This window comes from Corallococcus sp. AS-1-6 (assembly GCF_020037015.1).
In the GTDB taxonomy this organism is placed as follows: domain Bacteria; phylum Myxococcota; class Myxococcia; order Myxococcales; family Myxococcaceae; genus Corallococcus.
Window position 1 is genome coordinate 120,541 of the sequence record NZ_JAIQDE010000017.1, and the last position, 26,637, is coordinate 147,177.

28 protein-coding genes are annotated in these 26,637 nt (G+C 71.3%); 19 read left to right on the forward strand and 9 right to left on the reverse strand.

The features are described 5' to 3' along the window. Positions 1 to 3 precede the first annotated feature (3 nt). Complete coding sequence (locus K8612_RS23200) at positions 4 to 834, forward strand: DUF692 family multinuclear iron-containing protein (RefSeq protein ID WP_223744439.1); 831 nt, start codon at positions 4 to 6, stop codon at positions 832 to 834. Continuing rightward, positions 831 to 1,424 (forward strand): hypothetical protein, encoded by a 594-nt coding sequence (locus tag K8612_RS23205; RefSeq protein WP_223744440.1) that lies wholly within the window; start codon positions 831 to 833, stop codon positions 1,422 to 1,424. Before K8612_RS23200 ends, K8612_RS23205 begins: the two co-directional genes overlap by 4 nt. A gap of 16 nt (positions 1,425 to 1,440) precedes the next feature. On the opposite strand, the gene K8612_RS23210 is transcribed toward K8612_RS23205, so the two are convergent. After that, positions 1,441 to 1,935 carry a YbhB/YbcL family Raf kinase inhibitor-like protein gene (locus K8612_RS23210; RefSeq protein ID WP_223744441.1) on the reverse strand — a complete coding sequence of 165 codons (495 nt, stop codon included), beginning with the start codon at positions 1,933 to 1,935 and terminating at the stop codon, positions 1,441 to 1,443. Between the two features lie 384 nt (positions 1,936 to 2,319). Here K8612_RS23210 and K8612_RS23215 point away from each other — a divergent pair, with 384 nt between their 5' ends. The 6 genes from K8612_RS23215 (at position 2,320) to ychF (ending at position 6,275) form a co-directional block, all read left to right on the forward strand. Next, positions 2,320 to 2,586, forward strand: coding sequence for an AtpZ/AtpI family protein (locus tag K8612_RS23215; RefSeq protein ID WP_206787122.1), 267 nt, complete (start codon positions 2,320 to 2,322; stop codon positions 2,584 to 2,586). Further along, a complete protein-coding gene (locus K8612_RS23220) occupies positions 2,583 to 2,996 on the forward strand; it encodes a hypothetical protein (protein WP_223763895.1) in 414 nt (137 codons plus the stop codon). Before K8612_RS23215 ends, K8612_RS23220 begins: the two co-directional genes overlap by 4 nt. After that, positions 2,996 to 4,051 (forward strand): F0F1 ATP synthase subunit A, encoded by a 1,056-nt coding sequence (gene atpB, locus K8612_RS23225; protein WP_223744444.1) that lies wholly within the window; start codon positions 2,996 to 2,998, stop codon positions 4,049 to 4,051. The genes K8612_RS23220 and atpB overlap by 1 nt, the downstream gene beginning before the upstream one ends. A gap of 148 nt (positions 4,052 to 4,199) precedes the next feature. Next, the gene (locus K8612_RS23230) at positions 4,200 to 4,430 is read left to right on the forward strand and encodes an ATP synthase F0 subunit C (protein ID WP_206787128.1); all 231 of its coding nucleotides are present in this window, start codon (positions 4,200 to 4,202) and stop codon (positions 4,428 to 4,430) included. Between the two features lie 141 nt (positions 4,431 to 4,571). After that, positions 4,572 to 5,120: a F0F1 ATP synthase subunit B gene (atpF, locus tag K8612_RS23235; RefSeq protein ID WP_223744445.1), complete on the forward strand. Its 549-nt coding sequence runs from the start codon at positions 4,572 to 4,574 to the stop codon at positions 5,118 to 5,120. Between the two features lie 45 nt (positions 5,121 to 5,165). Beyond that, positions 5,166 to 6,275: a redox-regulated ATPase YchF gene (gene ychF, locus K8612_RS23240; RefSeq protein ID WP_223763896.1), complete on the forward strand. Its 1,110-nt coding sequence runs from the start codon at positions 5,166 to 5,168 to the stop codon at positions 6,273 to 6,275. A gap of 76 nt (positions 6,276 to 6,351) precedes the next feature. Here ychF and K8612_RS23245 read toward each other — a convergent pair whose 3' ends face one another. Beyond that, entirely contained in the window at positions 6,352 to 6,639 is a 288-nt protein-coding gene (locus tag K8612_RS23245) for a hypothetical protein (RefSeq protein WP_223763897.1), read from the reverse strand. Positions 6,640 to 6,734: 95 nt separating this feature from the next. Continuing rightward, the gene (locus tag K8612_RS23250) at positions 6,735 to 8,030 is read right to left on the reverse strand and encodes a citrate synthase (RefSeq protein ID WP_223744448.1); all 1,296 of its coding nucleotides are present in this window, start codon (positions 8,028 to 8,030) and stop codon (positions 6,735 to 6,737) included. Positions 8,031 to 8,130: 100 nt separating this feature from the next. Between K8612_RS23250 and K8612_RS23255 the strand changes: the two genes are divergently transcribed. Genes K8612_RS23255 through K8612_RS23270 form a run of 4 tightly spaced genes read left to right on the forward strand, consistent with a single transcriptional unit; the run spans position 8,131 to position 12,367 of the window. Next, a complete protein-coding gene (locus tag K8612_RS23255) occupies positions 8,131 to 8,910 on the forward strand; it encodes a class I SAM-dependent methyltransferase (RefSeq protein ID WP_223744449.1) in 780 nt (259 codons plus the stop codon). A gap of 14 nt (positions 8,911 to 8,924) precedes the next feature. Then, positions 8,925 to 9,425: a cupin domain-containing protein gene (locus tag K8612_RS23260; RefSeq protein ID WP_223763898.1), complete on the forward strand. Its 501-nt coding sequence runs from the start codon at positions 8,925 to 8,927 to the stop codon at positions 9,423 to 9,425. A gap of 15 nt (positions 9,426 to 9,440) precedes the next feature. Further along, on the forward strand, positions 9,441 to 9,941 hold the full coding sequence (locus tag K8612_RS23265) for a hypothetical protein (RefSeq protein WP_223744451.1): 501 nt from the start codon (positions 9,441 to 9,443) through the stop codon (positions 9,939 to 9,941). 50 nt (positions 9,942 to 9,991) lie between these two features. Continuing rightward, positions 9,992 to 12,367 carry an MYXO-CTERM sorting domain-containing protein gene (locus K8612_RS23270; RefSeq protein WP_223763899.1) on the forward strand — a complete coding sequence of 792 codons (2,376 nt, stop codon included), beginning with the start codon at positions 9,992 to 9,994 and terminating at the stop codon, positions 12,365 to 12,367. Between the two features lie 42 nt (positions 12,368 to 12,409). Here the strand turns inward: K8612_RS23270 and K8612_RS23275 are convergent, their stop codons facing one another. Together K8612_RS23275 and K8612_RS23280 are read right to left on the reverse strand one after the other, a co-directional pair. Beyond that, on the reverse strand, positions 12,410 to 12,787 hold the full coding sequence (locus K8612_RS23275; RefSeq protein ID WP_223763900.1) for a DUSAM domain-containing protein: 378 nt from the start codon (positions 12,785 to 12,787) through the stop codon (positions 12,410 to 12,412). Positions 12,788 to 12,796: 9 nt separating this feature from the next. Beyond that, positions 12,797 to 13,183, reverse strand: a complete 387-nt coding sequence (locus K8612_RS23280; RefSeq protein WP_223763901.1) for a hypothetical protein — start codon at positions 13,181 to 13,183, stop codon at positions 12,797 to 12,799. Between the two features lie 204 nt (positions 13,184 to 13,387). Between K8612_RS23280 and K8612_RS23285 the strand changes: the two genes are divergently transcribed. The 4 genes from K8612_RS23285 to K8612_RS23300 all read left to right on the forward strand — a co-directional run bounded on the left by K8612_RS23285 (position 13,388) and on the right by K8612_RS23300 (position 16,627). Next, entirely contained in the window at positions 13,388 to 14,554 is a 1,167-nt protein-coding gene (locus K8612_RS23285) for a metallophosphoesterase (protein ID WP_223763927.1), read from the forward strand. Between the two features lie 164 nt (positions 14,555 to 14,718). Then, on the forward strand, positions 14,719 to 15,105 hold the full coding sequence (locus tag K8612_RS23290; RefSeq protein WP_223744453.1) for a hypothetical protein: 387 nt from the start codon (positions 14,719 to 14,721) through the stop codon (positions 15,103 to 15,105). Continuing rightward, the gene (locus K8612_RS23295; RefSeq protein ID WP_223744454.1) at positions 15,065 to 15,889 is read left to right on the forward strand and encodes a DUF4157 domain-containing protein; all 825 of its coding nucleotides are present in this window, start codon (positions 15,065 to 15,067) and stop codon (positions 15,887 to 15,889) included. The genes K8612_RS23290 and K8612_RS23295 overlap by 41 nt, the downstream gene beginning before the upstream one ends. A gap of 324 nt (positions 15,890 to 16,213) precedes the next feature. Next, positions 16,214 to 16,627 carry a helix-turn-helix transcriptional regulator gene (locus K8612_RS23300; RefSeq protein WP_223639461.1) on the forward strand — a complete coding sequence of 138 codons (414 nt, stop codon included), beginning with the start codon at positions 16,214 to 16,216 and terminating at the stop codon, positions 16,625 to 16,627. Between the two features lie 33 nt (positions 16,628 to 16,660). On the opposite strand, the gene K8612_RS23305 is transcribed toward K8612_RS23300, so the two are convergent. After that, a complete protein-coding gene (locus tag K8612_RS23305) occupies positions 16,661 to 17,080 on the reverse strand; it encodes a hypothetical protein (RefSeq protein WP_223744455.1) in 420 nt (139 codons plus the stop codon). 556 nt (positions 17,081 to 17,636) lie between these two features. On the opposite strand from K8612_RS23305, the gene K8612_RS23310 reads away from it, so the two are divergent. From K8612_RS23310 to K8612_RS23320, 3 genes are all read left to right on the forward strand, one after another. Beyond that, positions 17,637 to 20,504: a TonB-dependent receptor domain-containing protein gene (locus K8612_RS23310; RefSeq protein ID WP_373692131.1), complete on the forward strand. Its 2,868-nt coding sequence runs from the start codon at positions 17,637 to 17,639 to the stop codon at positions 20,502 to 20,504. A gap of 207 nt (positions 20,505 to 20,711) precedes the next feature. Beyond that, positions 20,712 to 22,280, forward strand: coding sequence for an ATP-binding protein (locus tag K8612_RS23315; protein WP_223763903.1), 1,569 nt, complete (start codon positions 20,712 to 20,714; stop codon positions 22,278 to 22,280). 195 nt (positions 22,281 to 22,475) lie between these two features. Further along, complete coding sequence (locus tag K8612_RS23320; protein WP_223763904.1) at positions 22,476 to 23,414, forward strand: hypothetical protein; 939 nt, start codon at positions 22,476 to 22,478, stop codon at positions 23,412 to 23,414. A gap of 81 nt (positions 23,415 to 23,495) precedes the next feature. Here the strand turns inward: K8612_RS23320 and K8612_RS23325 are convergent, their stop codons facing one another. The 3 genes from K8612_RS23325 to K8612_RS23335 all read right to left on the reverse strand — a co-directional run bounded on the left by K8612_RS23325 (position 23,496) and on the right by K8612_RS23335 (position 26,584). Then, entirely contained in the window at positions 23,496 to 24,992 is a 1,497-nt protein-coding gene (locus K8612_RS23325; protein ID WP_223763905.1) for a hypothetical protein, read from the reverse strand. Between the two features lie 102 nt (positions 24,993 to 25,094). Beyond that, on the reverse strand, positions 25,095 to 26,006 hold the full coding sequence (locus K8612_RS23330; RefSeq protein WP_223763906.1) for a nucleotidyl transferase AbiEii/AbiGii toxin family protein: 912 nt from the start codon (positions 26,004 to 26,006) through the stop codon (positions 25,095 to 25,097). Further along, positions 26,003 to 26,584: a type IV toxin-antitoxin system AbiEi family antitoxin domain-containing protein gene (locus tag K8612_RS23335; protein ID WP_223744462.1), complete on the reverse strand. Its 582-nt coding sequence runs from the start codon at positions 26,582 to 26,584 to the stop codon at positions 26,003 to 26,005. The genes K8612_RS23330 and K8612_RS23335 overlap by 4 nt, the downstream gene beginning before the upstream one ends. Between the last annotated feature and the right edge of the window lie 53 nt (positions 26,585 to 26,637).

Here is a 26,637-nt window from a genome sequence, read left to right on the forward strand (position 1 = left end):
GCCATGGGCCTCCCCTTCCTGGGCGTGGGGCTCAGCTACCGCTGGGACCTCAATCCGCACCTGGCGCGCGGCAACCCCGGCGTGGACTGGCTGGAGGTGACGCCCGAGCACTTCCTGCCGCTCACGCCGGACTCGGAGCGGCGGCTGGAGCTGCTCGCGAAGCGCTACCCGCTGGTGGGCCACAGCCTGGAGCTGTCGGTGGGCTCGGACGGCGTGGACGCGCCCGGCTACCGCGAGGGCTTGAAGCGCATCCGTCACGTCACGAAGAGCGTCTGGCACGGGGACCACCTGTGCTTCACGCGCGTGGGCAACCTGCCCCTGCGCGCGCTGACGCCGGTGCCGCTGACGGAGGAGGCGGTGGCCACGTGCGTGCGCAACGTGAAGGCGGCGCAGGCGGACCTGGACGTGCCCTTCGTGGTGGAGAACATCGCGTATCTCTTCCACACGCCGCTCAACACGCTGGATGAGGCGGAGTTCCTGCGCCGCGTGGTGGAGGGCGCGGACTGCGGGCTGCTGCTGGATTTGCACAACCTCCACTGCAACGCGGTCAACCACGGGTTCGACCCGTATGCCTTCCTGGACCGTCTGCCATTGGAGCGCGTGGTGCAGGTGCACCTGGCCGGCGGCGTCACGGTGGAGGGGCTGAGATTGGACAGCCACTCCGCGCCGTCGCCGGAGGAGGTGTGGCGCTTGTTGGAGTACGTGGCGCCACGCAGCCCGGTGCGCGGGGTGAACTTCGAGATGGACAGCGGCTTTCCTCCCTTCTCGCGGCTGGTGGAGGAGCTGGCCCGCGCGCGCGCCATCCTCCAGCGCTGCGGTGCGAGCGCGGCATGAGCTACCCACGAACCTTGGAGGTCCTGGCGCGGCTGCACGTGGATCCCCGCTTCCGTGAAGCGTGGCGCCGCGATGCCCCCGGCGCCCTGGCCCCGCTGGGCCTGACGCCGTCGGACGCGGAGGCGCTCCAGCGGGTGGAGCCGGTGGTGGTGGAGCGCGCCGGCCGGATGATGGACTTCCACCGCACCGAGCGCGTGCGCGAACAGCTCCCCTGGGTGGATGAAGCGAAGCGGCCGGAGCTGGGATGGCTGCGCGCGCGCTTCCTCCAGGACGTGCCGCCGGAGGTGCTCAACCGCGAGGAGGCCATCGCCTACTGCCGCTTCCTGGAGGCCGGTGAGCACGCGAAGCTGCCCGCGTACGTGCCTCAGTTGGCCCGGTGCGAACGGCTGCGCCTGTCGCTCGCGTGGGGGCTCGTCCCCATGCCGGCGTCAGGGCTGTTCGTGGAGTCCTTCGACCACCCGGTGCTCACGCTGCTCGCCGCGCTGGACGCGCCGGGCTGGCCCCCGGTGGAGCCGAAGCCCACGCGCGTGGAGTACCTCAAGGTGCCCGGCCTGCCCGCCGTGATGCCTCGCGAGCTGCCGTCACCTTGAGGTGCCCCGTGAGCCTTCAGTGCTTGCGGTGGTGCGTCTTCTCGTAGGTGCCCATGAGCTGCGTCTCACCCACGATGTGGCCCTGCATCGCCTTGAGCAGCTCCGTGCGGGTGGGCTGGTTCAGGTCCGGCAGCACCGTGTCCAGGGCGTACAGCTTGAAGAAGTACCGGTGGCTCCCGATGGGAGGCATGGGGCCGCCGTAGTCCTGCCGGCCGAAGTCGTTGCGCCCCAGCTTCACCCCGTCGGGCAGCACGTCCAGGGTGGCCCCGTCCGGGATGTTCTGGGCGTTGACCGGGAGGTTGTAAAGGACCCAGTGGCAGAAGGTGCGCTGGGGGTTCGCCGGGTCCGGCGCGTCCGGGTCCTCCACGATGAGGGCCAGGCTCCTGGCCCCGGCGGGGAGGTTCTCCCAGTGCAGGGGAGGCGCCTTGTCGTCCCCCTCGCCGGTGTAGGCGATGGGGATGGGCATCCCGTCCTTGAACTTCGGAGAGGTGAGCTCGAGCGGCTTCGGCATGCGTGACTCCTCGGGCATGAACGGCCAACGTGACCCCTGCCAAGCTGGCGATGACGTGGGCCCGGTGCTGAGAGACGGAGGGCGCTCCGCCCGGCCGCCCGTCACCTCCCTGGGGCCCCGTCGCCGCTGATCCTCCGGGCGCCCCCCGGGACGCCTGCTCCTCCGAGCCCCTCTTTCAGAGGAGAAACCACCCCCATGGCCCCGGCGCCGTGGTAGCTGCGCTTGCGGGTGCCGCAACCGCTGCTGGCGGTGGGGTGGCCCGGGTCCCCGTACCGGTTGCACGCGCCGCGCATTCGGTGCTAAGCGGCGCCCGCGCGTGTATGGGCGGGGTCGGGGTTGGTGAAGGAAACCCAAGACTTTCCCGGGGTTTGGTGAGGCGTCCGCATGGCAGACCAGGAGCCTCGCAAGCAGGAGGACGCGCCGGGCAGTGAGCTGGGCGAGACGGCCCGGCAGATGCGGGCGGCGGAGCCGTACATCTCCGCGGTCTGGAAGCTGGTGGGCGGGGCGGTGGTGGGGGTCCTGGGAGGCTACTTCCTGGACCGGTGGCTGGGGACGTCGCCCTGGCTGCTCCTGGGCTTGAGCCTGGTGGGGATTGGCGTGGGGTTCTACGGCTTCCTCCACGCGATGGCGCGGCTGGGGAAGCGCAAGTGACGGGGACGGGCGGACAGCCGAAGCGGGACCCGTTCTGGTCGCACGCGGGGCTGGCGGCGGCGGTGATGGGCGTGGGCGCGGTGGTGGCGGCGGCGCTGCCGAAGGTGACGGAGGACCGGGTCTCCGCGCTGCTGGGCGTGGGAATCGCGGCGGTGACGGGCGTGCTGGCGCTGGTGCTCAAGCGGCGCGCGGCGATGCAGGCGGATTTGAAGGCGGCGTTGAAGGTGGTCGGGGTGGTCTTCGCTCTGCGGGGCGTGGGCGTGGGGATCGGGCTGGCGTGGGTGGTGTCCCGGGGTTTGAGCGCGATCGCGTTCGTGGGCGGCTTCTTCGGCGTCTACTTCGCGCTGCAGTGGATTGAAGTCAGCTACGTGATGGCCGCGTCGAAAGACACGGCGGGCGGAGACGAGTGATGCGCAAGGCAATGGTGCTGTTCGCCTGTCTGTTCGCGGGCGCCGTGTGGGCCTCCGACCCGGCCGGCGAGCACGGTTACGCGAACGAGTCCAAGGACGCCGAGGGCGAGGACGTCGCCGGCTACATCCTCCACCACGTGGCGGACTCGAACGAGTACGAGTTCGAGGTCCCCCTCAGCCACAACCACATCCCCATCCACCTGCCGCAGATCCTCATCCCGCTGAGCGAGGGCGCCTGCACGCCGGTGGCCGACCCGCACGGCGGCGGTCACGGCGAGGTCTACCCGGGCCTGGGCGCCGGCTGCCTGGACCTCTCCATCACCAAGCACACGGTGATGATGTGGCTGGCGGCGCTGCTGCTCATCGGCTCCATCCTCATCTGGAGCAACCGCGACAAGACGAAGCTCGTGCCGCGCGGCGCCGGGGCGAACCTCTTCGAGATGCTCGTGCTGTTCGTGCGCGACGAGCTGGCCATCAAGAACATCGGCAAGGAGGAGGGCCCCCGGTACGTGCCCTACCTGCTCACCGCGTTCTTCTTCATCCTCTTCATGAACCTGCTGGGCCTGTTCCCCTGGATGGCGACCGCCACGGGCAACATCGCGGTCACCTGCGGCCTGGCGCTGTGCACCTTCTTCGTCACGCAGGCGGCCGGCATCCGCGCGGCGGGCATCGGCGGCTACCTCAAGCACCTGACGGGCGGCGTGGCCCCCTGGCTGTGGCCCATCATGATTCCGGTGGAGTTCCTGGGCCTGTTCACCAAGCCCTTCGCGCTCACCATCCGTCTGTTCGCCAACATGCTGGCGGGCCACATCGTCATCTTCTTCCTGCTGGGCCTCATCTTCATGCTCCGCAACCCCGCGGTGGCGCTGGTGAGCGTGCCGTTCGCCTTCGGCATCTACCTGCTGGAGCTGTTCGTGGCCTTCGTGCAGGCGTACGTGTTCACCATGCTGTCGGCGCTGTTCATCGGGATGAGCGTGGCCATGGGCCACCACCACGACGAGCACCACGAGGGTGGCGCCAGCCACGACCACGGCAAGGCCCACCACGTCGGCTGAGCCGCAGAAGTTGACGGGGCGCACGTCGGTGTGACGGCGCGCCCCGGTTGAAGACCCGGCGGTTCGAAAGGCCGCCGGAGGTAGTCCTGAAGGGATTTCACGACCCCCCCACAAGCGGGTCCCGCCTCACGAAAGAAGACGTGCTCCCATGACCAACCTCGCTCTTGCCTTCCTCGCCGCCGGTATCGGCGCGGGTCTCTCCATCATCGGCGCCGCGCTCGGCATCGGTAAGCTGGCCGCCGCCGCCATGGACGCCACGGGCCGTCAGCCGGCCGCTGGTGGCGACATCCGCACCACGATGATCATCGCCGCGGCCCTCATCGAAGGCGCCACGCTGTTCGCGCTGGTCGTCTGCATCCTGCTGGCCATCAAGGTCTAGTCAGGGCGTCGGTGTCACCGGGAGCCGGCGTCCTCTTCGGGAAGAAGGGGCGCCGGCGTTCCGGCTCGCAGTGCGCAGCACCTGTGTCACCTGAAGTCTCCCGCATCCTCCCTCTGTCTTTCCGCTTCACCGGGACCCGCCATGTTCCTGCCCTCTGTCCTCGCCGCCAGCAGCTTCGTGGAGGTCCGTCCGGGCCTCATCTTCTGGACCATCGTCACCTTCGTCATCGTCCTGCTGGTGCTGCGGGCGAAGGCGTGGGGGCCCATCCTGTCGCTCGTCGAGGAGCGCGAGAAGCAGATCTCCAACGCCATCGAGAGCGCCAAGCGTGAGCGCGCCGAGGCGGAGAAGCTGCTCGCCGACCAGAAGACGGCCATCGCCGAGGCCCGCCGCGAGGCCGCGGAGACCACCCGCCGCGTGCAGGCGGACATGGAGAAGTTCCGCGACGAGCTGATGGCCAAGAGCCGCAAGGAGGCGGAGGAGCTGAAGCTGTCCGCCCGCCGCGAGATTGAAGACCAGAAGGCCAAGGCCATCGCGGAGGTCCGCGCCATGGCCGTGGACCTGGCCATGGAAGTGGCCGGCAAGCTCATCAACGAGCGCATGGACGACGCCAAGCACCGCGCGCTGGCCGAGCAGTTCGTGCAGGGCCTGCCCGGCGCCACCAGCGCCACGGCGACCCGCCGCTCGGCCTAAAGGCCGGGAGTCTTCCGCCGCGCCCGCCTGTTCCAGGAATCCATCATGGCTCTCTCCATCGGCATCGTCGGTCTGCCCAACGTGGGCAAGTCCACCCTGTTCAACGCCCTGTCCGCCGCGGGCGCGCAGGCGGCGAACTATCCGTTCTGCACCATCGAGCCGAACGTGGGCGTGGTGCCGGTGCCGGACGACCGCCTGGACCAGTTGTCGGCGCTCGTGAAGCCGCTGAAGAAGATCCCCACGTCGCTGGAGTTCGTGGACATCGCCGGCCTGGTGCGCGGCGCGTCCAAGGGCGAGGGCCTGGGCAATCAGTTCCTGGGGAACATCCGGCAGGTGAACGCGGTGCTCCACGTGCTGCGCTGCTTCGAGGACGACAACGTCACCCACGTCGAGGGAGGCGTGAACCCGGTGCGGGACCGGGACGTGGTCGACACGGAGCTGTGCCTCAAGGACCTGGAGACCGTGGAGAAGCGCCGCGAGCGCTCGCTGAAGAACACCAAGGTCGGCGGCAAGGCGGGCGAAGAGGCCAAGGCCGAGGTGGCGCTCCTGGAGCGCATCAAGGCGAAGCTGGATGAAGGCATCACGGTGCGCGCGCAGAAGCTCACCGACGAAGAGAAGGCGACCATCCAGGACCTGTTCCTGCTGACGGACAAGCCCGTGCTGTACGTGGCGAACATCAGCGAGAAGCAGATTGGCAAGGAGGACGCGGACCCGCGCGTGCAGGCGGTGCGCGAGATGGCCGCGAAGGAGGGCGCGGGCGTGGTGGTGCTGGCGGCGGCGCTGGAGTCTGAAATCCAGCAGCTCCCCGAGTCCGACCGTCCCGGCTTCCTGGCGGACTCCGGCCTGACGGAGCCGGGCCTGCACAAGGTGGTTCGCGAGGGCTACAAGCTGCTGGGCCTGTGGACGTACTTCACGGTGGGCGAGCAGGAGTGCCGCGCGTGGACCATCCACAAGGGCTTCAAGGCGCCGCAGGCGGCGGGCGTCATCCACTCCGACTTCGAGCGCGGCTTCATCAAGGCGGAGGTCTTCTCGTGGACCGACCTGGTGAAGCTGGGCAGCGAGTCGGCGGTGAAGGAGAAGGGCCTGCTGCGCGTGGAAGGCAAGGAGTACGTCGTGCAGGACGGCGACTGCATGCACTTCCGCTTCAACGTCTGACGCGAAGCCTTCCCCGCTGTGGGAAGTGACGACGGGCGCTGCCTTCCACTCACGGAAGGGGCGCCCGTTTCGTTTGCTAGCGGGGACCGCTCAGCCACGTATAGCCCCAGAGGCCCACGGCCAGTGCGGCCAGCACGGTGGAGAGGATGGCGGAGCGCTTCGTGCGGCCGGCGGGGTCCGGGTAATTCAGGGCGTACTTCCACACGCCGCCCACGCGCAGGCCCAGGAAGAGGAGCAGGAGCACGGGGCCCACGACCTGCCAGCCCTCGGGGCGCTTGAGGATGACGATCCACGAGGCGATGAACGCCACGTTGCCGAGCAGCATCAGGGCGGGATAGGGCAGGGTCGGGCGGGAGGTGTTCACGGGGCCGCCAGTGTGCGCACGGGAGCCCGGAGCACCAAACGGAAAGCCGCGCGGCGTGCACGCCATGTGACAGCCGTTTGAAATGTTTCACGGTGCTACCGGGCGGGGGCTTCCACGTAGCGTGCGCGGGGGCGGAGCAGGTGGCCCTGTTCCCGCTGCTCCAGGACGTGGGCGACCCAGCCCGCGGTGCGTCCCAGGCTGAAGAGCACGGTGGCGGCGCCGGAGGGCAGGCCCAGCGCGTCCGCGAGCATCACCAGGCCCCAGTCCAGGGACGGTGGGGGATGGCCGGCGTCGCGCATGGTGTCCATGACGGCGCGGGCCACGCGGACCCTGGGGGCTTCGGGCTTCACGCTCAACGCGGCGGCGACGAGGGGCGGCGTGCGCGGGTCGCCCTTCAGGTAGAGGCGGTGGCCGAAGCCCGTCACGGCTTCGCCCCGGCGCAGGCGGCCGTGGACGACCTGCGCGGCGCGCTCCGGACGGCCGACCTCCGCGATGAGCGCTTCCACGCGGTCGCAGGCGCCGCCGTGGCGGTGGCCGGAGATGGCCGCGAGCGCCGCGCTGATGCACGCGTACAGGTCCGCGCCGGAGGAGGCCGTCACGCGGGCCGCGAAGGTGGAGGTGTTCAGCTCGTGGTCGGCGCAGAGCACCAGCGCCAGGTTGATCAGCTCCGCGGTCCGCTTCGGCTTCGCGTCCCAGGCCGTGGCGAGTGAGGCGGCCACCGTGGGTTCCTTCAACGCGCGAGCCACGCGGCCGGGAGCCTGGGCCACGCAGACCCAGGCGCCCAGGTGACGGATGAGCCTGCGCGCGCGGAGCATGTCCTGCTCCACGGGCGCGGCGAAGCGGCCCGCGTCGTTCGCGGCGAGGAGCGGCACCAGCGCCGCGAGCGCGGAGAGGGGCGGGGTGTCTCGCGGCAGCATGGCCGCCAGGGCGGTGGGGGTGACGGGCGATGGCTGCGCTTCCGGCGCGGGCCATGCGGTGGGCTCCCGCGGCAGGTGCCCGGTCCACAGCAGCTCCGCCACGTCCTCGAAGCGGTGCCCTCGCGTGGCCAGCGCCACCGCGTCGTGGCCCCGGTACGCGAGCCCCTCTTCGCTGATGCGTGACACCGACGAGTCGATGACGGGCTCGCCCCAGCGCAGGGCTCCGGAGGCCACCGCCGCGTGGCCCGCGCGGGCGTCGTGGCGCGTCTTCAGCCGCTCCACGTCCGCGCGCAGGTAGCGGTTCTCCTTCGTGCCCTTCTCCGGCACGCACCGCACGAGCCCCCGGCTGACGTAGGTGTAGAGCGTCGCCCGCTTCACGCCCAGCAGGGCCGCCGCCTCCTCCGCGCGCAGCAGCTCCTCCTCAACTGGATGGTCGAATCGAGATTGAGAACGTCCCCCTGCACGACGCACCATGTTTCACGTGCCTCCCGGGCGCGGAGTCTCGACTCGACTGGACCCTCCTGTCGAGCTGGGCCGCTCGTGGGCGAGGCATGACCTGGCGGGGAGAACGACCATGAACGTGGATTTCGGACGCACGTCGTCGGACTACGCGAAGCACCGGGCAGGCTTCCCGGAGGCCTTCTACACACGGCTCGAACAGGACGGCGTGCTCACGCCCGGCCTGCGCGTGCTCGACCTGGGCACGGGCACCGGCACCGTCGCGCGCAACCTGGCCCGGCGCGGCTGCGACGTCACCGCCCTGGATGTGTCCGCTCCGCAGTTGGAGGCCGCGGCCCGGCTCGCCCGCGACGAGGGCCTCGCCGTGGACTTCCGTGAGGCGCCCGCGGAGAACACCGGCCTGCCCTCGGGGACCTTCGACCGCGTGTTCGCGGGCCAGTGCTGGCACTGGTTCGACCGCGCCGCCGCCGCGCGCGAGGTGTTCCGCCTGCTCAAGCCCGGCGGGAAGCTGATCCTCTGCCACTTCGACTGGACCGCCCTGCCCGGCAACCTGCTGGAGGCCACCGAGGCCCTGGTGGAGCAGTTCAGCCCCCGCGTCCAACTGGCCGTGGACCACTTCGGCCAGGGCGTGGGCCTCTACCCGCAGTGGTTCCGCGACGTGGGCGTGGCCGGCTTCCAGTCCCTCACGTCCTTCACCTTCGACACGCTCACGCCCTACACCCACGAAGCGTGGCGCGGACGGATGCGCGCCAACGCGCGGATCGGCGCCATGCTCGCGCCCGAGCAGGTGGCCCGCTTCGACGCCGCGCTGGCCGCGCTCCTCGCCGCGCGCTTCCCCCAGGAGCCGATGTCCGTTCCCCACCGCGTGTTCGCGCTCGTCGCGGAGCGCCCGTGAAACAGGAGCCCCCCATGGCCTCGCCCCACCTCATCCACGCCGAAGACGTTCCCTGGACCGAGCTCGCCCACGGCAGCCGCGTGGCGCTCAAGCGCAAGCAACTGGGCGCCGCCGCGCACGGGCGCAAGCTCGGGTGCAGCCTGGTGGAGATTCCGCCGGGCCGCCGCTCGTGGCCGCTGCACTACCACCTGGGCAATGAAGAGGCCGTGTACGTGCTGTCCGGCACGGGCTCGCTGCGCCTGGGCACGGAGACGCTGCCCGTGCGCGAAGGGGACTACGTCGCGCTGCCGCCGGGCGCGGAGTGCGCGCACCAGCTCATCAACGACGGCCCACAACCGCTGCGCTACCTGTGCTTCTCCACCATGGAGGCGCCGGACGTGCTCGTGTACCCGGACTCGAAGAAGGTGGGCGTCTTCGCGGGCGCCGCGCCCGGGGGCGACAAGGCCTCGCGCACGCTGCACGCGTACCTGCCCCTGGACGCGCAGGTGGATTACTGGGAGGGCGAGGAGCCCTGATAGGGTGACCCCGCCATGGCCTCCCTGCTGGATGCGCTCGACCGCGAGCGGCTGCTCAAGGACCCCGCCGCCGCGTCCGGGCTCGTCCCGAAGGGCGAGCCTCCCCACGTGTCGCTGCTGCGGCTGTGCGACGCGGGCCTGCTCGTGGGCGGGCTCACCGTGGGGTACGGCGTCCGGCCGGATGAGCTGGTGGGCCCGCTCACCGCGGCCATGGGCGGCGCGGCCCGCAGGCTCAAGGTCGTGGACGTGCGCGAGCGCCCCGCGCTGGAGCTGCACGTCGCGGCGGGCGACGTCACGGAGCGCTGGGAGGTGGAGGACGTGTCCGCGCTCGTGCACAACCTCAACGACCTGTACCGCGACGCGGCCGACGTGCGCGCGGTGGCGGTGCTGGGGGAGTGGGAGGACTCGCTGCAACTGCTCTGCGTCGAGCGCCGCGCCCTGGGGCGGCTGTTGCGGCAGCCCTTCTTCGCGCCCCTCAACGCGCGAGGGCTCCAGGACCTGATTCCGTCCCGCTGAAGCCGGGGGCCACCCTCGACCCCGGACGGCCGGTGGGGCACCATGGGGGCATGCGCATCACGCTGGCTCTCATCGTTGGATTGCTCCTGGCGCAGGTCGCTCGCGCGGAGCCGGATTCCTTTGACCTGGGCACCGGACGCGACGGCGCGCTCAACCTCGCCACGGGGCAGGGCGTCGCACTGAGCGAGCACGCCCCGCTGGGAAAGAGCGTCGCGGCGGGGGGGCTGGAGCTGGCCGTGTCCGGCCTCAAGCTTGCCGCCGGCGACCTGGTGATGATCCACGAGAGCACCGGCCTGTCCTCCGCGCCTGACGTGGGCAACACGAAGCCCGTGTCGCTGGTGGGGTCGGTCACGGTGGGGCGCTGGGAGCTGGCGCGGGTGGAGAAGGTGTCGGCCACCACGCCCGCCGTCCTCACGCTGACCGCGCCGCTGCGCTACGCGTACGCCACGGGGCGCGCCCAGGTGGTGCGCGTGGCCGAGTACTCCGACGTCACCCTCCAGGAGGGCGCGCGGCTCACCGTGACGCCGTGGAACGGCCGGTCCGGCGGCATCCTCGCGATGCTGGTGAGCGGGAAGGTGGTCAACGATGGCCGCATCGACGCGGATGGCCTGGGCTACCAGGGCGGCGTCTTCCAGCCTGACACCGCCGACCTGACGGGCTGCACGGCGATGGAGCTGGAGCAGGGCAAGGGCGGCGCCGAGCGCGGCGAGGGCGTGGCGGGCACGGTGTCCCGGACCGGGCTCGCCAGCGGGCGCGGCAACCTGACCAACGGCGGTGGCGGCGGCATCTGCGCGGCGGCCGGCGGTGGCGGTGGCGGACACGGCGGGGTGGGCGGTTTCGGTGGGCGCACGTCCGCGGGGGACGGCGCGCGCGACCAGGGCGGGGTGGGCGGCGCGCCGCTGAGCTACTCCCTCTTCGAGCGCTTCACGTTCGGCGGTGGCGGTGGCGCGGGGCAGGGCTTCGACACGGCCGGCTCCAACGGCGCCGCGGGCGGCGGCGTGGTGTTCATCCGCGCCAGCGCGTTCGACGGCAGGGGCGTCTACAGCGCCTCGGGCTCGACCGCGGGGGCGTCCGCGGGCAACGACGGCGCGGGCGGTGGCGGCGCGGGCGGCGCGGTGGTGCTGCGCGCGGTGGAGTTCGTGAACTGCGGCGGGGTGGAGGCGCGGGGCGGCGCGGGCGGCAACACCCTGATGGACAAGCAGCCCTTCGGGCCGGGCGGGGGTGGCGCCGGGGGCCGCATCCTGCTCGAGGGCAAGAGCATCGCGTGCGCGCCCAACGCGAGCGCGGGCAGCGCGGGCGTGTCCGGCTATCCGGGCGCGGGTTCGTACGGCGCGGGGCCGGCCTCCGCGACGTCGGATGGCGGCACGCCCCCGGCCGGCACGTCCACCGGGACGGTGGATCAGGTGGTCCAGTCCTTCCAGGTGCCCGTCACGCCCGCCATCACGGCGCCCGTGTCGGGCGAGGCCTCCACCACCACGCGCCCGCGCTTCGAGGGGACCGCGGGCACGACCGGCCCTATCGTCCACCTCGTCGTGGATGGGCGGGAGATTGGCGCGGTGGTGCCGGGCTCGGACGGCCGCTTCACCTTCGACCCCTCCACGCCGCTGAGCGCGGGCGCGCACGACGTCGTCGCGTGGGCGGAGGCGCTGGGCGTGGCGAGCAAGGCCTCCACGCCGGTGCGCTTCAGCACGCCCGCGGTGGTGCTCGCGGACGGCGGCGTCGTGCAGATGGCCGTGCTGGTGGTGCCCTCGAACGGGGACACCGTGGGGCCCACGCCGCTGTTCGCCGGCACCGCGCCCAACGGCGTGAACGTGGGCGTGGTCATCGACGACGGGCCGGACATCCTCGTGCCGTTGGACCTGCTGGGGCGCTTCCGCTACCAGGTGCCGGACTCCGCGCCGCTGGGCGTGGGGCCGCACAAGGTCACGGTGCACTCGCACAACGAGGCGGGGGATGACGGGCCGTACTCCGACGTCGTGGGCTTCGAGGTGGTGGTGGCCGGCGCGGACGGCGGCACCGACGCGGGCACGGTGGATCCGGCGACGCCCATGGTGCTCGTGCCCGAGGAGGGCGCCACGGTGGATCCGGCTTTCATGTTCGTGGGCGTGGCGCTGCCCGGCACGTCCGTGAGGCTGGAGCTGGACGGCGCGGCGCTCGCGACCGCCACCGCGGACGCGGAGGGCGTCTTCCGCCACGTGCTGACGGCGGACACCGCGCTGGCGACGGGGGCGCACAAGGTCGTCGCGCAGGTGGTGACGGCGCAGGGCGAGGCGGGGCCGCGCTCACCGGAGGTGGGCTTCCAGGTGCGAGGCCCCACGGACCTGGACGTGGGCTGCGGCTGCGGGTCCGCGCCCGCGGGGATGATCAGCCTCTGGGCGCTGGTGGGCCTGGGCGCCCTGGCGCGCCGCCGCCGTTCGTCGAGCTGACAGGGGCAGGGCGCGGTGCCTCGCGGGCGCCGCGCCCGGCCATCAGCCCTCGTCCAGGGCTTCGAGTTGAATTCGCGCGATGTCGCGGTAGAGCGGCACCACTTCGTCCTCCACGATGTCGCGAAGCACCTGCCGCGCGCCGTCCACGTCGCTCGCCTCCTGCAGCCGCGTCGCTTCGCTGAGGGCGCGTGACAACCGGTGAGACCCATCCCGGATGCGCCTTGCAACCTCAGTGAGCAGCGTCGCGGCGCTTGCCTCGCCATGGAGCGCCCGCTCGACGTCCGCTGCTGGAATGCCGACCTGGGGGCCGGTGCGCTCGAGGATGGCACGCGACTCGGCGGTGAGCTTGAACGGCTCCCCGTCCGAGACGCGACGCGAGAGGTCCCGAACGTCGTCCCAGTTCAATTCCTGCTCGTCCATGGGGCTCTCCTAGTTGCGGCGGGGGCGGCAGAGGTCGAAGGGCCACTGTTTCTGGCCCTCGCAGTATCGCAGGCAGGCGTAACAGTCCCCCAACCAGCGGGGCTTCTTCGAGTCCTTGCACTGCACGTAGCGGTCAATGCAGTGCTGTCGCCATCCCTCGTTCGGCTCATCCAGTTCCTTGAGCGTGGCGCCGACCGCTGCTGCTCCGATCGCCGCGGTGCCCACGAGGGCGGCGGCCTCGGCGTCCGTGAGTCCACAAGCGGCCGGGTTGCCCGGGTGTGCCTCCACGCAGCACGTCTCGCTGTCGATGCACGTCGCGGTCGCGCAGCCCGTTGTCAACACGCTGCACAGCGCCAGCGCGAGCCATGAACGCCAGGGGATGGACTCCATGTTCATCAAGAAATCCCAAGACAGCGCAGGCCCTCCAGGCGTCCGGCCGGGTCGGCGGGCGCGGCGGGGCGGGGGCCGTTATCTACCCGCGCTCGAAGGCGTCCCGGCTCCCGGGACGACAGGGTGGCGCGCGTGACGACGGACGTGTCCTCGGAAGAAGCTCCCTCCCGGCGGGCCCGGCGCCGGGCCCGGGCCCCGGCCTGGCGGTGGATGGTGTCCCTGCTGCTGGGGTTGGGCCTGCCCGTCGCGCTGCACGTCTACATTGGCCTGCGCCTCTTCACCGCGCCCGGCTGGCCCGCCCCCTGGGCCGCCGTGGGCTGGGGGCTGCTGGGCCTCTGCTTCCTCGTCCTGCTGGCGGGGTTCCGCGCCGCCTCGCGCCGGAGCGAGGCCTCCGGCTTCACCCGCGTCATCCAGTGGGGCGCGTACCTCTGGCTGGGCGCGTTCGGCGTGTTCCTCACCGCGGTGCTCGCCTCGGACGTCGTGGGCGCCGCGCTGTCGCTGTCCGGCGCCGTCACGGACATGCACGCGCTCGCCCGGGGCCGCGCGGCCGCCGTGCTGGGCACCGCCGTGCCCGCCGTGGCCTTCGCCTTCGTCACCGCGCGCGGCAGGGCCCGCGTGGAGCGCACCACCGTGGCCCTGAAGGACCTGGGCCCGGGACTGGAGGGCCTCCGCGTCGTGCAGTTGTCCGACGTGCACGTGGGCCCCACCCTGGACGGCGTGTGGCTCCAGCGCGTGGTGGACCAGGTCAACGCCCTGGCGCCGGACCTCGTCGCCATCACCGGCGACCTGGTGGACGGCTCCGTGGACGCGCTGCGCGACCAGATGACGCCGCTCGCGTCCCTCAAGGCCCCGCTGGGCGTCTACTACGTCACCGGGAACCACGAGTTCTACCACGGCGCCCGCGCCTGGATGGCCGAGGTCTCCCGGCTGGGCATCACCGTCCTCACCAACGAGCACCGCGTCGTGGAGCGCGGCGGCGCGAGGCTCGTCGTCGCGGGCGTCACCGACCACGACGCCGGCCACATGGATCCACCCCTGGCCAGCCGCCCCGACCTCGCGCTCGCCGGTGCCCCGCCGGACGTGCCCCGCCTGCTGCTGGCCCACCAGCCCCGCACCGCCCTGTCCCTCCAGGGCCTGCGCGTGGACCTCCAGTTGTCCGGCCACACCCACGGCGGGCAGATCTTCCCCTTCATGTTCTTCGTGAAGCTCCAGCAGCCCGTCGTCCAGGGCCTGGCCACCGTCGCCGGGACCCGGGTCTATACGCACCGCGGCACCGGCTACTGGGGGCCCCCCCTGCGCCTGGGCCCCGCTCCGGAGATCGCATCCCTCACCCTGGTAGGAGCTCCCCGTTCTGACGGTGATTCAAGCCAAGCTTGATATTTCCGTTCTTGCTGCTTATTGTTCGGGACGTGGCCACCGCACCGTCTTCCCTCCTTGTCCCGGAATTCGCTTTCAGCCGTCCCACGGTGCCCGGGGTGCCGGGTGCGCGGCGCGGGACCCGGGTCCCGGCCGCATCGCCCCGGACGGGGAAGGCGGCGCCGGTGCTGCTGGTGGTCTCCGAGGCCCCCGAGGTCCGGCTGGCGGTGGCGCGTGAGGTGGGGCTGGCGTGCCGGGTGGTGACGGCGCTGGGGGCGACGTCGGCGGACCGGCGGCTGGACATGGGCGTGGCGGTGGACGGGCTGGTGCTGGACCTGGACGCGGATCGCCGCGTCGTGAGCGACTTCCTCTGCCGTCTGGTGGACCGGGGCTTCCACGGTCCGCGCATCCTCCTGTCCTCCGGTTTCCGTCCCGAGGCGAGCGCCACCTTCCTGACGGCCTGTGACACCCACTTCGCACTCGGCCGGCCCTGGCGGGCCGGTGAGCTGCGCACGCTCCTGGAGAGGGTCCTTGGGGTCTCCCACCTCGCTCAATCCGCAAGCCGTCCGTGAGTCCCGCCGTGACGCTCCCCGCCTGGCGCCGTTGACGGCGCGGGTGGCGGACGCGGGCCACGGGCTGTTCACCGGCATCGCCGGGGCGTCCGCGGGCGCCGCGCGCAGCGCGTACCTGGCGCTGGTGCTCTTCGCCAGCGGCATGGCCCGCTGCGCGACGGGGCGCTCGCGGGACGGGCTGCCGCAGCTCAAGCGCTGCCTGTTCCGCGTGGCGCAGGTGCCGGTGGACCTGGTGCTGATGCTGGGCGGGCGCGTGCTGTCCGCCGTGCAGGTGGTGTCGGGCCTGGAGCCCGTGGGCCGCCGGCTGACGGACGCGGAGGTGGACCGGCTGCGTCCCATCTTCGGCGACAGCCTGGACTACCGCTGCGTGCGCGTGAAGGAAGGCGCCCTGGGCCTGCTGGGCCTGCCGGGCCGCGCGTTCGCCCACGGGGACGTCCTCTTCATCCCGCCCGGCTACGGCGCGGTGGGCTTCCGGCTGCTGGTGCACGAGCTCACGCACGTGTGGCAGCACCAGCACGGCGGCACGGGCTACCTGAGCGGCGCGCTCGCGGCCCAGTACCTGGGGGACGGCTACGACTGGCGCAAGGCCGTGGGCCACCGGCGCTGGGCGGAGCTCAACCCGGAGCAGCAGGCCCAGTTCATCGAGGACGCCGCCGACGCGCAGCTCATCCCCCACGTGGGCCGCCCCACGCCCCAGCAGCGGCTGCGCGGCTGGAGCGACGCCGCCCTGTGCCTGCTGGACGAGGCCCTGGACTGCCTCTACGCCGGACGGGGCGCCCCCTAGGGCCTTCCCCCAGGCGGCCCGGCGCAACCCCGGGCCCCGAACCCGGACAATCCCCCAGGACTCCCAGGACGCGTGTGTCGTTTCATGTGGGCTAATGGACCCGTGAACGGCGCGCTTCCCGTGGACGGGGGAATGCGGGACTACCTGCCATATAGGGATGGGCCCGGGTGACGTGGCGGGTTATAACGACCTCTGAACCGTTCCGGCGGTGGCGGGGTCGCGAGCCTTGCGGCCACCCCACCGGACGTCACGTGCAAGGTTGATGTGGTGAAAACCCACCCCCGAGGTCGTCTCGCATCCGGCCGCGTCCGGAAGAAGCCCCGTGTGGCGCCCGCGTCGGCGGCGGCGCTGTCGCGGCGGCAGTTGGAGCGCAAGCTGGCGGTCAGCGTGGGGGCGGCGGCCCGGGCCGCGCGGCTGCGGGCTGGCCTCACGCAGGCGGACGTGGCGGATCGCGTCGGCATCGCGTCGGAGGTCTACGGCCGGCTGGAGCGGGGCAAGATGATGCCCAGCGTGCCCACGCTGTTCCGCCTGTGCCTGGCGCTGCAGTTGTCCGCGGACGCGTCCCTGGGGCTGGCCCTGGCGGCGGCGGCGGGCGCGGGGCTGTGGGAGGAGGACTCCACGGACAAGGACGACCTGCCGGAGATGCGCCGCCTGTTGCGCGCGGTGCGCCGGCTGCCGCGCCCCCAGCTCAAGCTGATGAGCCTGGTGGCCAGCGCCATCCTGCCCACGCGCCGGTAGGGGCCTCCCGGCTCCGGCGGCGGCTCTTGGGGCTCAGGGAGCCGACGCGGGAGGGCGGGCCGTGCCCTTGCGCGGATCGGCTTGCGTCACCCGCCACACCCAGCCGGACGGGGTGGGGTCGCGCTGCGCGGTGTTCACGTCCACCGCGTACACGTCCAGGGTGTGCTCGCCCAGGGGCAGGTCCTTCAGGCGCCACGGGGATTCGCAGGGGATGTAGAGGCTGCCGTCCAGCGAGCACCAGAACACGGGCTTCAGCGTGGTGGCGGTGAAGACGAAGGTGGCCTCCCTGGAGGGCGTGGCCCCGGGGGGCCCTTCGTCGATGAACGTGTCCGGCCCCTCATTGCCCGCGCGCGCCAGCGACGGCGGGAAGAGCAGCGGCATCAACATCAGGCACAACAGCAGTGACGCGAGCAGTCCGTGGGGAAGGTAGCGCAGTGACGGCGGGGGAATCATAAGCAGGCTCGCGTGACGCCGGACGCCGCGCGCACCCTGCCTTGGAGCATGTCGTGGAAGAGAGGTCTGGGAGGGGTGGGGCGTTCCACCATGGGCATGGCGTCCGGGGAATGGGAAAGGGCGACTTCCTGGAAGGTGGGGATGGATCCGAAATGGGGCGCCCCGTCCCGGGGAGTGGCCCCGGCATCCACGGCGAGACGTGACGCGCGGAGACAATGTCCTCCAGCGGAAAGGGCGCGGCGCGGGCGGGGCCCCGGCCGGGCGGTGATGGCACGCGTCACGGCGCAGCGCTTGTCAGGGCGGACATCCCCTGGCCTCATGGGCGCTGGCCGGGACCTTCCTTGCACGAACGCCATCGCCCATGACCTTCGCGAAGAGGAGCACGCCCTGGCACGCCGCCGCGCTGGCGCTTTCCCTGGGCCTGTCGTGCCTGGCGCTCCCCGCCCGGGCCCAGGCTCCTGAGCCGGCCCCTGGCAGTGCCCGGCTGGGCGACACCCTGGACGCGGGCCTGCCCGTCACCGGGGAGAACCTCACGACCGGCGCGGCCCCGCGGAGCATGGACGCGCCGTGGACCGAGGGGGACGGCCCCCAGGACGGGGGCACGGGCACGGCCGCGAAGGAGGCGGAGCTCCAGCGCACCCCGGACGGCGGCTGGGCGGTGGAGCCCGGCGCGGCTCCGCCGGGGCAGGCAGGCGGCGCGGACGCGGGCCCCGCCCTGGCCGCCTTCGTGCCGCCCGCGCTGGTGCGGGACTCGCCCGCGCCGTACCCGCCCCGGCTGGTGGGCGAGGGCGTGGCGGGCACGGTGAAGCTGGAGCTGCTGGTGGACGAGGCGGGCGAGGTGGACACCGCCACGCTGGTGGAGGGCGTGCACCCGCTGCTCGACGAGGCCGCGCTGCACGCGGCGCCCTCCCTGCGCTTCTCCCCCGCGATGATGGAGGGCCAGCCCGTCGCGGTGCGCCTGTTCTTCGAGTACCGCTTCGAGGCGCCCGTCCCGGTGGCCACCTCCACGGACGGCGGCACGCTGGCGGGCTCCGAGCTTCGGGGCCCCATCACCCTCAAGGGCCTGGTGCGGCAGAAGGGCAACCGCCGGCCGCTGATTGGGGCGACGCTGGTGTCGGACGCGGCGCCGGACTCGCCGGTGCAGACGGACGAGAACGGCCGCTTCGAGGCGCGCTTCCCCACGGGCGGCCAGGCGGTGCGCGTGTTCGCCCCCGGCCACAAGCCCGGCCTGTTCCGCGAGGCGCTCAAGTCCACCGAGTCGCTGGAGGTCGTCTACGGCCTGGAGCCGCTCGTGGTGAACCCCTACGAGACGGTGGTGCGCGGCGACCGCGAGCGCACGGAGGTCAGCCGCATCACGCTGCACGACGCGGAGCTGCGCGAGGTGCCCGGCACCATGGGCGACCCGTTCCGCGTGGTGATGCTGCTGCCGGGCGTGGGCAGCATGCTGTCCGGCGTGGCGTACCCGGTGGTGCGCGGCAGCCAGCCCGCGTCCACGGGCTACTTCCTGGACGGCATCCGCATCCCCATCCTCTTCCACCTGTTCCTGGGGCCCGCGGTCATCCACCCGGACTTCCTGGACGCCATCGACTTCTATCCGGGCTCGCCGCCGCCGCAGTACGGCCGGCTGATGGGCGGCGCCATCGACGGGCGCCTCACCCGGCCTCGCGACGACCGCGTGCACGGCAGCGCCTACGCGGACTTCATCAACGCGGGCTTCTTCATTGAGACGCCCTTCAAGTCCACCGGCACCAACGTCAGCCTCGCGGGCCGCTATTCCTATACGCCGTGGATCATCGCGCTCGCGGCCAATCAGTTGCAGGACCCGCCGCCGCCGGGGCGCACCAACCCGAAGGTGGTGCTGGACTTCTGGGACTACCAGGCCCGCGTGGAGCAGGATGTGGGGCGGGGCAAGCTGCGGCTGTTTGCCTTTGGCTCGTCGGACACCTTCGGCTCGGAGGCGCAGGACGACCAGGGCGACACCGCGCTCCAGTCCGTCGCCTTCCACCGCGTGGACCTGAGAGGCCGCCACCCGCTGGGCAAGGGCGAGCTGGAGGTGGGCGGCACCTGGGGCCTGGACCGCTTCGCCGTCGTGTCGCGCGGGCCGGACAACGGGAACGAAATCTACATCGACCAGGACAACTTCTCCGGGCGCCTGGGCTACAGCGTGCCCTTGGATGAGCGGCTCCTGCTGCGCGCGGGCGCGGACCTGGAGCACAAGCGCGCCATCGTGGACGTGCTCACGGTGGAGAACGGCCAGCCGGTGGACGAGGACACGGTGCGCGTGCCCGTGGCGCTGGCCACCTTCACCGGCGCGTACGCGGAAGGCGTGTGGACGCCCGATGACAGATGGACGGTGGTGCCCGGCCTGCGCCTGGACAGCTACCACCTGTCCGGCGGCTTCGACCACAAGGTCATCGAGCCGCGCCTCACCGTGCGCCACAAGCTCACCGACACCGTGACGCTCAAGGGCGGCGCGGGCCTCTTCCACCAGCCGCCCACCACCCTCATCAGCCTGCCGGTGGTGGACGTGGGCAGTCTGTTGTTGGGCCTCCAGGAGGGCGTGCAGCTCTCCACGGGCGTGGAGTGGAAGGCCTTCGACAAGTGGGAGGTGGGGCTGGACGTCTACGTGAACCCCATGCTGCGCACCATCGAGCTCACGCCCTTCTCCGACGAGGGCCTGACGGATGACATCGGGGACCCGGGAGATCCGGACGTCATCGAGCCCCCGCCCTCCGGTGGGGGGCCCCCTCGCCAGGACGGCTTCCGCCGGGTGCGCGCGCGGCAGATTGACGTGGACGGACCGCCGGTCAGCCGGGACGACTGGGACCTCCCGGACTTCACCAGCCACGGCCTGGCGTATGGGTTGGAGCTGCTCATCCGCTACCCGCTGGGGAACAACTGGTTCGGCTGGCTTTCGTACAGCCTCCAGCGCAGCACGCGGCGCACCACCTTCTTCCGGTATGACTCGTCAGGTCGGGCCGTCTCCGAGGACTCCGCGGACCTGCCCTTCGCGTTCGACCAGACACACATCCTGAACCTGGTGGTCAGCCACAAGTTCTCCAACAACATCACCCTGGGGGGCGTGCTCCACTTCAACAGCGGACGTCCGGAGTACGGCACCCTGGGGAGCCAGACGCACCGCGAGGGCGTGGACGCGGACGGCCGCCCCGCGTGGGTGCAGGTGGATCGCGATCGGGTGGACCGGCTGCCGCCCTTCTTCCGCTTCGACCTGCGCGTCTCCAAGGCCTGGGCCTACGAGACGTTCAGCCTGGAGGCCTACCTGGACATGCTCAACGTCACCCTCAACACGGAGACGCTGGGCTTCGACTACCTGGGCGGCGGCTACAGCCGGCAACCCCTGACCAAGAGTGCGGTGGGACTGCCCATTGCCCTGCCCATCATCGGCGTCAAGGGCCGGTACTGACCTGCCCTGGAGGGCAGGTCCACTGCTCGGGGGTGAACCGATTTTCGCGCCCCCTGCCCTCCAGGGCTGCTCCACTCTTGGCCAGATGTGTCAGTATTCCGTGAGACGCGGGTTTTTCCAGCCTGCCCGGCACCGACGTGAAGGGTGGGGGAACAGACCTGTAGCGTCGGGGGGAGCACGATGATGGGTTTGTCCTGGGGGCCGGGAATGGCTCCGGCATGGGAACTGCCCGCTGACAGCGAGACGCCCTGCATCCTCCTCGAGCCGTTGTACGGGGAGACAGGCGAAGCGCTCGACTTCCGGTGGACGTCCATGAACGTCCCGGCGGAGGGATGGGTGCGCTCCCTGGAGCTGGGCCGTCACGTGTCCCTGTGGACGCGGGAGGGCGCCGCGCTGTTCGACGTGGCGGCGTTCGTGCGCGTGCTGATGCGCGGTGTGCCGCACGTGGGGATGCTGCCGGGGGACGCGGCGGGGCGGCGGTACGTGGTGGTGCGGCACGCAGAGGGATTGGCGCTGTGGCTGCTGCCTCGCGACGAGGGCCAGGCGGCGGACGCGCACCAGGCGGAGCGGGAGCGGGCGGCGCGGCAGGAGGTGGAGGCGGCGCTGGCGCGGGCGGAGCAGACGGTGAGCGCGCTGCGCGAGGCGGAGGAGCGCTACCGGCTGGCCACGCGCGCCACGCATGACGTGCTGTGGGACTGGCACTTCGCCACGGACCACGTGCGGTGGGACCCGGGGACGGGGAACGCGTTCGGCCACGCCACGTCCGTGCTGGAGCACAAGCTGGGCTGGTGGGGCGAGCGCGTGCACGACGACGACCGGGACCGGGTGGTGGACCGGTTGGTGGAGTTCGTCGCGTCCACGGGCGACGTCTGGAGCGAGGAGTACCGCTTCCAGCGCGCGGACGGCAGTTGGGCGCACGTGCTGGACCGGGGCGTGCTGGCGCGCGACGACGAGGGGCGCCCGGTGCGGATGATTGGCTCCATGATGGACGTCACCGAGCGCACCCGTCAGATGGAGACGATGGTGGAGGAGGCGCGGTTCCGCGAGCGCTTCATCGGCATCCTGGGGCATGACCTGCGCAATCCGCTCAACGCCATCGTGCTGTCGGCGCGGGCGCAGAAGCGCCGGGGCCCGCTGGAGTGCACGCCGGAGCAGCACCGGCAGCATGCGCAGCGGATTGAGGCGTCCGCGACGCGCATGGGGAACATGATCGCGGACCTGCTGGATTTGACGCGCGCCCGGCTGGCCGGCGGCATCCCGCTGCGCAAGGGCCCCACGGACCTGGGGGCGGTGTGCCAGCAGGTGGTGGACGAATTGTCCGCGGCGTACCCGGACCGCGCGGTGGCGGTGGACGTGGACGGCAAGGCGGAAGGGGAGTGGGACGCGGAGCGGCTGGCGCAGGTGCTCTCCAACCTGGTGGGCAACGCGCTGGAGCACGGCAGCCCGGACGCGCCGGTGTTCCTGCGCTGCTGGGCGAAGGGCGAGCACCAGGTGCTGGAGGTGCAGAACCCGGGCAACCCCATCCCGGAGGAGCTGCGCGAGCGGCTGTTCGATCCGTTCCGCCAGGGCGAGGGCGAGCGCGAGCAGGGCGGCCGGCGCAACAGCGGGCTGGGGCTGGGGTTGTTCATCGTGAAGGAGATCGTCCAGGCGCACGGGGGGACGGTGGAGGTGACGTCGAATCAGAAGGAGGGGACGACGTTCACGGTGCGGCTGCCGCGGCCGCCGCGCCCGAAGGCGAAGGCGAAGTCCGGCCGGGGTCGGACGCGAACCGCCTGATCTTTTGGAAGGGGTGAGCGTTCGCCTCCGTGCGGTGAGGGAAGGAGCGTCCGCCGCCGCACGCCGCGCGTGTTGTGCGAAGGACCGAAGGGGATGGGCCGGGAGGGCAGGGGCGCTGCTCGCTTCGTCGGAGTGCGTTTACCGGTTGATCAGGCCGCACGGCTCGTGAGGCCAACCCACGCGGAGGCAGTCCCCATGCATCTCCCTCGCCCTGTTTCATTCCCTTCCTCTCCCTGGGTGGCGCTGTGTCTGGCCGCGGCGCTGGTGGGCTGCGGCGCTCCCATTGAAGACGCCGCCGAGGCGACGGGCCGGTCCTCGGACGCGCTGGTCTCCACCAATGGGCTGACGGTGAATGGCCTGACGGTGAATGGGCTGACAGTGAATGGGCTGACGGTGAATGGGCTGACGGTGAATGGGCTGACGGTGAATGGCCTGTCCACGAACGCGTTCCAGAGTTGGTTCAGCCAGGACCCCGCGTCGTCGGAGATGGTGATGCGTTACGTGGTGAAGTGCGCGATGGCGGCGGGGATGCGCCTGACGTACCAGTCGCCGGCCACGGGGAAGAGCTACCAGTGGGACGGGAGTCTGGGATTGGCGCCGGGGTGGGCCGGGGGGCAGCCGGCGACGGTGGCGGAGCAGCAGGTGGTGAGCGCGTGTCTGGCGGCGCACGCGAACAAGTACGGCGTGCACGTGAACATCTCCGTGCTGGGGCGCGACGCGGTGGGCGGGGCGATGCCGTACTCCACGGACGAGCTGAGCACCTACAACGAGAAGGAGGCGTGCTTCTTCGGCAACCTCTTCACGAATGAGGGCGTGTTCGCGGCGAACGACGGCGCGTACCTGGACTACGACGAGAGCACGGTGCGCACCTGCGGCCTGTCGTCCTGGAGCGAGACGACGGCGTGCACGCCGATGAAGCACGTGGGGGCGTGCCGGTACTACTGCACGCTGGACACCACGCGGACGTACTACACGCGCTGCACGTACAACGGCGTGAACTACCGGCCCATCACCACGCGCATGCTGCCCCAGGACATCTACCGCTGCGGTGACGGCGTGTGCCAGTTGACGGAGAAGTGCGGCACCAGCAACACGGCCGATAGCTGCGCGGCGGACTGCGGCGCCTGCCCGTAGTCATGACTCGCGGCCCCTGGAGGAGCGGGTGCCGCAGCGGTGTTCGGGGCGGGCGTTGAGGGCTCCCAGCGGGTCCGCCCGCTAGAAGATGCCGGGGAGGGGCCGGTCGCGGCCGGGGGGCCTGGGGGCCTGGCGGGGGTCCTTCGGCGGTTCCACGCGGGGCCCGAGGATGGCTGGCAGGGAGGCGGTGAGCCTGCCCACGTACAGCAGGCCCTGGAGGCTTTCGTTCGCGGACGTGGGCTGCAGCAGGATGTGCGGGCTCTGGCCGGGGAGGGCGGCCACCTTGGGCGCGGGCGTCGCGCCCACGATGCCGCAGGCCAGCTTGCTGTCGCGGTCCAGGTCACAGCCCCAGCGCAGACCCTGCGCGTAGCTCATCTCCAGCACGACGAGGGAGCGGTGGTCCTTCATCAGGTGCGCCATGGGCGTGAAGGACGGGTCCCACTGCGTGCCCTTTTTCATCTGGGTATGCGTGTTGCCCGCGAGCACCACCTGGACCTCGTCTGGCTTCGCGGCCCGGCGCTTCGTCCAGACCTGGGCCTGGGCGGCGTCGCGTTCGCTGCCGTTGAGCACGTCCGTGTCGTAGGCCACCACCGTCACCCGCAGCCCCGCCGCGCGCAGGGCCCGCACGCGGTCGATGAGGTCCATGACGGCACGGCTGCTGCGGCCGTCCTGATACGCGCGCGTCCAGAAGCGGCCCTCCAGCAACGCGTCCTGGTCCGCCGGGGCGCCGGGGCTGGAGAGGTACGTGTCCACGCGCGCCTGCTCCGTTTCGGGGAGCGACAGGCCCAGCACCACGGCGAGCCCTGTCCGAGCGGCCTGGCACACCACGTGGCCCACGACGTCAGGCACTTCGTTGGAACCCAGTTGCTCGCCGATGAGCAGCGTGAGGCCCGGGTGCAGCAGCTCCGCCAGCCCGCGCACGGGGGGGGTGCACGGGCCTGCCGCGACGGCTTCGTCCTTCCAGCGCTCCAGGTAGAACTCCGGCGCGCGGACGGGGTCCGGGCGCTTCTCCTCCGCGACGTTGCCAGCGAGGACCTCCACGGAGGGCGCGGACTCCAGCCTGAGCGTGAGCGCCTGTTCCAGGTCCAGGTCTCGCGCGCCGTGCTGCGCGCCGCGCAGCATGGACAGACGTTTGGTCATCGTGTCGTCCTGGTCGAGGTCCACCTCCTTCACGAAGGGATTCGAGGTCTGCTCCCATCGCTCCGTGGCGACCTTCCACCACAGCTTGCGCCACTCGACGTCGTTGCCGGTGGTCTGCTGGGTCATGCGGAAGATGCGCACGACGGACTGGCGCGGGGCCACCTGGATGCCCGTCACCAGGTAGCGCGTATAGGTGGTGTTGAGCGTGCCGGCCCGGTCAGGCTCGGACCAGGTGGTGACGAGCTGGTTGGGGTCTTCCGTGTCCTCGAACGTGTAGCCCCGCGCTTCCAGCAGTTCACGCGTGGCCGCGAGCGCCTCCGTCAGGGGTTTCTGGAAGACATGCTCGTATTTGGGCAGCTCCGCTTCGGGTGCACGCTTCGAGTGGGCACAGCCGACGGACAGCAGGGTCCATGCGACGACGAGCCAACGACAATGCATTCTGCCCCCCCTGGGAAATGCAAAGCGGCTCTCAGCTAATCCCATTCCACGCCGACAAATCCAGAGGGGGTGCCGCGGAGTTGTGGTTCTTTTACGTGATTGTCATTGATTCCAGCTCCAGGTCTCCGGGTCCCAGCGGGTGATGGAGGCTCCTTCCAGGACGGGGTCGAGGAAGCGCTTCGCGGCTTCGGTCACTTCTTCAAGCGTGGGCCAGGGGAGCTGGTTGTCCTGGGCCAGGTCCTCGTAGGCCATCTCCCAATCCTTGGAGGGAGAGGCAAGGGCGCCCGGCAGTGGATGGGTATTCCGGAAGTCGAAGGTCAGCTTGAGCGCTTGCCGCAGCCGCTCTGCCTCCAGTGACTTCCGTGCCTGCGCCAGCAGCGCGAGGTCGGGCAGGTCCTTCACGCGGGAGTTCGGCCGCAGGCGAGGCATCGTGTATGCGTGCAGCTTCTCCGCGAGATGGGTTTCGACGGGGTAGAGCCGCAGGCGGGGCGGAGCGATGTTCGCGAAGCCGAGCACGTCGGGGGCCGTGACCTCATCCGGCGTTCCCAGCATGGGCTCCCCAAAGGCGACGTCCACGTCCACGTCGAAAGGGCGGCTGTAGATCTTCTGTGCGAGCCTGCACTCCGCGCGAAAGCGCAGGCCTTCATAGCGCATGCCCTCATTCTGGATCTTGGGATGCTCGTGATCCGGGCGGACCTCGAACGAAAAGAAGTCGCCAAGCTCGTGCCTTCCGGCGTCCTGCAGTTGGAGCAGCAGTCCGCTGGGGTCGCCTTGGATGCGAAGGTCGATATCCTTCGTGGCTCGCGCCCTTTCGATGCGGAGCTCCAGGACCAGCCCTCCCTTGAGGGTGACGCTGGAGCCCAGCTTCGCGTGGACACGGGCGAGGAACCTGCTGAAGACCAGCAGCTCCCGCTGACGCTCGAGTGGCACCCCTCGCTTCGAGGCCTCCGCGCGAAGCCGCAGTTCCAATGCCTGCTTGAAGGCCGCGGGCGAAGCATAGGTGCGGCCCGTCACGCTCCGAGTCCTCCAAAGGGCTTCAGGGCCTCCTCCACGGTTGGGAGGGCGCCCCTGACCATGCCGCGCTGCAGGGCTTGCAGCGCGGCCTGGCGCATCAGGTCTGGAGTGAGCGCGCCCCTCGCGCAGTCATCCAATGTCCTGGAGGGAGTCGTGACCCGCACGGCCCCCACCCACTGGCGCTCGGAGTCGAGCAGGTCTGCGTAGTGGAGCACGACGGGCTTTGGCACGCGCAGGCGGCGCGTCTTCCACGCCTCCGGGAGCGTCAGGTGGATCCTCGCGGGCAGGACGTCGGAGAGGTCGTAGAGCGAGAGGGCGGTCTGGTGCGAGAAGGTTCCTACCTGCTCGGACCAGAGCCACACCGCGACCAGATCCTCGTGCTCACCGGCAGGGAAGTGCACCAGCCGGTAGATGCCTCGCTGGAGTCGTGAGACGCGACCGATGCGCACGTAGTGGGCAAGGAGTTGTGGCGAATAGCCCGCGTGCGCGGCCTGCTGGGTCGTGAAGAGGCCCTCTTGCCCCTCGGCCACGCGGTAGAGCTGGTCCCAGTCCGGCTTGAGCGGGGGCTCGATGCTCATGCACGAAACTATAATTTCACTTTAGTTTCGTGCAACAAGCAGATCCGTCTGTT